The sequence below is a fragment of the Streptomyces griseocarneus genome (genome assembly GCF_014655595.1).
In the GTDB taxonomy this organism is placed as follows: domain Bacteria; phylum Actinomycetota; class Actinomycetes; order Streptomycetales; family Streptomycetaceae; genus Streptomyces; species Streptomyces griseocarneus.
Window position 1 is genome coordinate 1 of record NZ_BNBL01000028.1, and the last position, 4,321, is coordinate 4,321.

The window sequence follows — 4,321 nt, forward strand, 5'->3', positions numbered from 1 at the left end:
GCCTGCTCGACTCGATCCCGCGCCTGGACCAGAAGGGCCAGGAACTCTACGCGATCAAGGGCCTGCCGCCCAACCTGCTGCGCATCCCCGCCGGCTGCGCCTTCAACCCGCGCTGCCCCAAGGCCACGGACCTGTGCCGCACCGACATCCCGGCGCTGCACCAGGTCACCGAGAAGGACGGCGCGGAGCTGGCCGGCCGCGGCAGCGCGTGCCACTTCTGGAAGGAGACGATCCATGGCTGAGACCGGCAAGAAGGACGAGGCCGTGGCGGCGGACAAGACCCCCAACGTCTCCGAGGTCGAGGTCAGCGACGCGAGCACGACCGCCGAGGTCGAGGCCGTTCTCGACGCCCCCGTCGAGCGCGGTGAGCCGATCCTGCAGGTGCGCAACCTGGTCAAGCACTTCCCGCTGACCCAGGGCATCCTCTTCAAGAAGCAGGTCGGCGCGGTCAAGGCCGTCGACGGCGTCTCCTTCGACCTCTACCAGGGCGAGACCCTCGGCATCGTCGGCGAGTCCGGCTGTGGCAAGTCCACGGTCGCCAAGCTGCTGATGACCCTGGAGACGGCCACTTCGGGCGAGGTCTTCTACAAGGGCCAGGACATCACCAAGCTGTCCGGGCGCGCGCTGAAGGCCGTACGCCGCAACATCCAGATGGTCTTCCAGGACCCGTACACCTCGCTGAACCCGCGCATGACGGTCGGCGACATCATCGGCGAGCCCTTCGAGATCCACCCCGAGGCCGCGCCCAAGGGCGACCGGCGCAAGCGCGTCCAGGAGCTCCTGGACGTCGTGGGCCTGAACCCGGAGTACATCAACCGCTACCCGCACCAGTTCTCGGGCGGTCAGCGGCAGCGCATCGGCATCGCCCGCGGGCTGGCGCTCAACCCCGAGATCATCATCTGCGACGAGCCGGTGTCCGCGCTGGACGTGTCGGTGCAGGCGCAGGTCGTCAACCTGATGGAGAAGCTGCAGGACGAGTTCAACCTCTCCTACGTCTTCATCGCGCACGACCTGTCCATCGTCCGGCACATCTCCGACCGCGTCGGCGTGATGTACCTGGGCAAGATGGCCGAGATCGGCACGGACTCCGAGATCTACGACCACCCGACGCACCCCTACACCCAGGCGCTGCTGTCGGCCGTCCCGGTCCCGGACCCCGACGCCCGCGAGGGCCGCGAGCGCATCATCCTCACCGGTGACGTGCCCTCGCCGGCCAACCCGCCGTCCGGCTGCCGCTTCCGCACGCGGTGCTGGAAGGCGGAGGACAAGTGCGCCCAGGAGGTGCCGCTGCTGGCGGTGCCCGAGGTGTTCGCCGGCAAGAAGACGCCGGCCGCGCACGAGTCGGCGTGCCACTTCGCCGAGGAGAAGCAGGTGGTGGGCGCGGCGTAGCCGCTGCCCGCCCGCGCGTACGAGGAGGGGCTCCCCCGGCCATGCCGGGGGAGCCCCTCCTCGCTCTGTGCGCCCGCACCGGACCTGACGGTGGCCGCCGACCGGGCGGGTGAGATCGTTTGCTGACCTCGCAGACCACGGGGCATGTCCGAAGGGAAACAGAGCAGTGACGCAGGAACGCCGGTCGATATCCACCCTCCTGGCCGACGCCGAGTGCACGCCGGTGCTGCGCACCGACTTCTCCGACCAGGAGGCGTGGGAGGACATCCGGGGGACGATCGAGACGCCGACCGAGCGCGACGAGTTCGTCGCGGACGTGACCTTCTTCGACGACGGGTCCTGCGCGGGCCTCACCGCCGAGGAGATCGTCGCGCTCGTGCCGGACGACTACGACCACGCGTTCCTCGTCATCGTCGACGACGTGGCCACGGCCTCGGACGAGATGCCGCTGCTGTGCGTCGACCTGGCGGACGAGCGGGGCCGCACGGTCCGCGTCGTGGCCGCCGAGCTCTGGTCGATCGAGAACAACCTTTCGCTCGCGAACATGGACTTCGAGGAGTTCGTGGACGCGGCCGAGGCCGACGGGGTGTTCCGGGGGTTCTGAGGCTCGGGAAGCCGCACTCCTCAGGGCCGGTAGAAGGTTCGTCCCGCGGCCCCGGAGGAGACGGACCAGACCTCGGTGATGAGGCCGTCCGTGAAGGCGAGGACGTCCGTGCCGCTGCGGGCCACCGTCCGGCCGGACTCGTCCGTGAAGGTGGCCCGGTACGGGCGGGCGACCCGGCCGCTCGGAGCAGGGCCGTCGGACGGGTCGAGGTCCACGACGGGTATGCCCTCGGCCGTGAACCGCAGGCCCGTCCGCTTGCGGTGCCAGCCCGCGATGACGTCCGTGAGCTGGTCCCGGTGGCGGATGTCGTCGAAGGCCTCGGTCCCCGCCTGGGCGTAGCGCAGTCGGAACTCCGAGGCCATGATCCGCTCGGCGAGCGTCCCGTCCCCGTTCCACATCGCGGTCCACTGGTCGTACAGGTCGATGCCGAACTGGCGCATCCTGATCACTGCTCCCCGTCAGGTGGTGCGAGACAACTGATGGCGACTGTAAGGGGTGGGTCTGACAACGGCCCCGGTGTTAGTTTCTGATGACGTGTCACCGCATTCAGGGGGGAATCGTGCGCAGAACAGCACAGCTGGCGGGGACGGCACTGGCGGCCGTACTGATGGCGGGGTGCGCCGGCGGGAGCGGCGACAGGGCCGGTGACCGTACGGCCTCCGCCACACCGTCCGCCGCCCCGCGGCCGTCGGCGGCCACCGGGAAGGGCGGGCCCCTCGACGGCGCCTACGCCGCCCGGTCGGCGGACGGTCCGGTGGGCCTGTCCCTCTACGGGGACAAGGCGGCCGTCTACAGCGACAACGGCAAGCGCGCGTGCGTCGGCTCCTTCCACCGGGACGCGAAGCCCGCCACGCTCGCCCTGCGCTGCGCCGACGGCAATACCGACCGTGCCAACGGCAAGGTCGAGCCCGGGGGCGACAAGACCCTGGTCGTCACCTGGGACGGCGGCAAGAAGGACACCTTCACCAGGACCGCCGACGCGGCCCCGCTGCCCGACCCCACCCGCCTCGGCGGCGGCCTGCCGGCCCCGACGAAGCTCGGCGGCTGAGGCCGTCAGACCCCGTTCCACGACGGCGGCGCCTCCGTCGGCACCACCCGCCGCTCCTCCGCGTAGTGGCAGGCCGAGACGTGCGCCGCCGGGCCGCCGCCCTCGCGGAACCAGTCGGGGACCTCGAGCGGCGGCACCACCCGCGCGCACTTCTCCTGGGCCTTCCAGCAGCGCGTGCGGAAGCGGCAGCCGGACGGCGGGTGGGCCGGCGAGGGCACGTCACCGGTGAGGATGATGCGCTCGCGCCGCTCGCGGGCGTCGGGGTCCGGGACGGGGACGGCGGACAGCAGGGCCTGGGTGTAGGGGTGCGTGGGGTGCTCGTAGATCTGGGTGTCCGTGCCCACCTCGGCGAGCCGGCCCAGGTACATCACCGCCACCCGGTCCGAGATGTGCCGCACCACCGACAGGTCGTGCGCGATGAAGACGTACGACAGGTCGAAGTCGTTCTGCAGCCGCTCCAGCAGGTTGACCACCTGCGCCTGCACCGACACGTCCAGCGCGGACACCGGCTCGTCGGCGACGATGACCTCCGGCCGCAGGGCCAGCCCGCGCGCGATGCCGATGCGCTGGCGCTGACCGCCCGAGAACTGGTGCGGATAGCGGTTGATGTACTCGGGATTGAGCCCGACCACGTCCAGCAGCTCGCGCACCTTCTGCCGCCGGCTGCCTTTGGGAGCCGCCTCGGGGTGGATCTCGAAGGGCTCGCCGATGATGTCGCCGACCGTCATGCGCGGGTTCAGCGAGGTGTACGGGTCCTGGAAGACCATCTGGATGTTGCGGCGTACGGCCTTCAGCGCGCGCCCGGACAGCCTGGTGACGTCCTCGCCCTTGAAGAGGATCCGGCCGGACGTCGGGCGCTCGAGGCTGGTGAGCAGCTTGGCGACCGTGGACTTGCCGCAGCCCGACTCCCCGACGATGCCGAGGGTCTCGCCGCGCCGGAGGTCGAAGGAGACGCCGTCGACGGCGTGCACGGCGCCGACCTGCTTCCTGAGGAGGACGCCCTGGGTCAGCGGATAGTGCTTGACCAGGTCCCGCACCTCCAGGATCGCCTCGCCGTCAGCTCTCATCGAGGGTCTCCTTCCAGAAGTGGCAGGCGCTGGCCCGGCCGGGCGCCACGGCGTAGAGCGGCGGCCGGTCCGTACGGCAGACGTCCTGGGCCCTGGGGCAGCGGGGGTTGAAGGGACAGCCGGGCGGGATGGCGGTGAGGCTGGGGGGCAGGCCCTTGATCGCGTAGAGTTCCTGGCCCTTCTGGTCCAGGCGCGGGATCGAGTCGAGCAGGC

7 protein-coding genes are annotated in these 4,321 nt (G+C 70.9%); 4 read left to right on the forward strand and 3 right to left on the reverse strand.

The annotated features are described in order from the left end of the window. The 3 genes from IE295_RS33055 to IE295_RS33065 form a co-directional block, all read left to right on the forward strand. Positions 1–242, forward strand: a 242-nt coding sequence (locus IE295_RS33055; protein ID WP_373314204.1) for an oligopeptide/dipeptide ABC transporter ATP-binding protein, incomplete at its 5' end; no start/stop codon positions are given. Next, entirely contained in the window at positions 235–1,389 is a 1,155-nt protein-coding gene (locus IE295_RS33060) for an ABC transporter ATP-binding protein (protein WP_190067501.1), read from the forward strand. The genes IE295_RS33055 and IE295_RS33060, both read left to right, overlap by 8 nt. Positions 1,390–1,555: 166 nt before the next feature. Next, complete coding sequence (locus tag IE295_RS33065; protein ID WP_190067502.1) at positions 1,556–1,993, forward strand: DUF6924 domain-containing protein; 438 nt, start codon at positions 1,556–1,558, stop codon at positions 1,991–1,993. Between the two features lie 20 nt (positions 1,994–2,013). Here IE295_RS33065 and IE295_RS33070 read toward each other — a convergent pair whose 3' ends face one another. Continuing rightward, on the reverse strand, positions 2,014–2,433 hold the full coding sequence (locus IE295_RS33070) for a hypothetical protein (RefSeq protein ID WP_190067503.1): 420 nt from the start codon (positions 2,431–2,433) through the stop codon (positions 2,014–2,016). Positions 2,434–2,552: 119 nt separating this feature from the next. On the opposite strand from IE295_RS33070, the gene IE295_RS33075 reads away from it, so the two are divergent. Next, positions 2,553–3,041, forward strand: coding sequence for a hypothetical protein (locus IE295_RS33075; protein ID WP_190067504.1), 489 nt, complete (start codon positions 2,553–2,555; stop codon positions 3,039–3,041). Between the two features lie 5 nt (positions 3,042–3,046). Here IE295_RS33075 and IE295_RS33080 read toward each other — a convergent pair whose 3' ends face one another. Both IE295_RS33080 and IE295_RS33085 read right to left on the reverse strand, forming a co-directional pair. Then, complete coding sequence (locus IE295_RS33080; RefSeq protein WP_190067505.1) at positions 3,047–4,108, reverse strand: ABC transporter ATP-binding protein; 1,062 nt, start codon at positions 4,106–4,108, stop codon at positions 3,047–3,049. Next, the coding region (locus IE295_RS33085; RefSeq protein WP_373314205.1) for an oligopeptide/dipeptide ABC transporter ATP-binding protein at positions 4,098–4,321 on the reverse strand (224 nt) is incomplete at its 5' end. The genes IE295_RS33085 and IE295_RS33080, both read right to left, overlap by 11 nt.

Excerpts from the sequence above, each read along its gene's own strand:
- IE295_RS33060 (WP_190067501.1), top strand. The coding sequence starts at position 235 with ATGGCTGAGACCGGCAAGAAGGACGAGGCCGTGGCGGCGGACAAGACC.
- IE295_RS33080 (WP_190067505.1), bottom strand. The coding sequence starts at position 4,108 with ATGAGAGCTGACGGCGAGGCGATCCTGGAGGTGCGGGACCTGGTCAAG.
- IE295_RS33070 (WP_190067503.1), bottom strand. The coding sequence starts at position 2,433 with ATGCGCCAGTTCGGCATCGACCTGTACGACCAGTGGACCGCGATGTGG.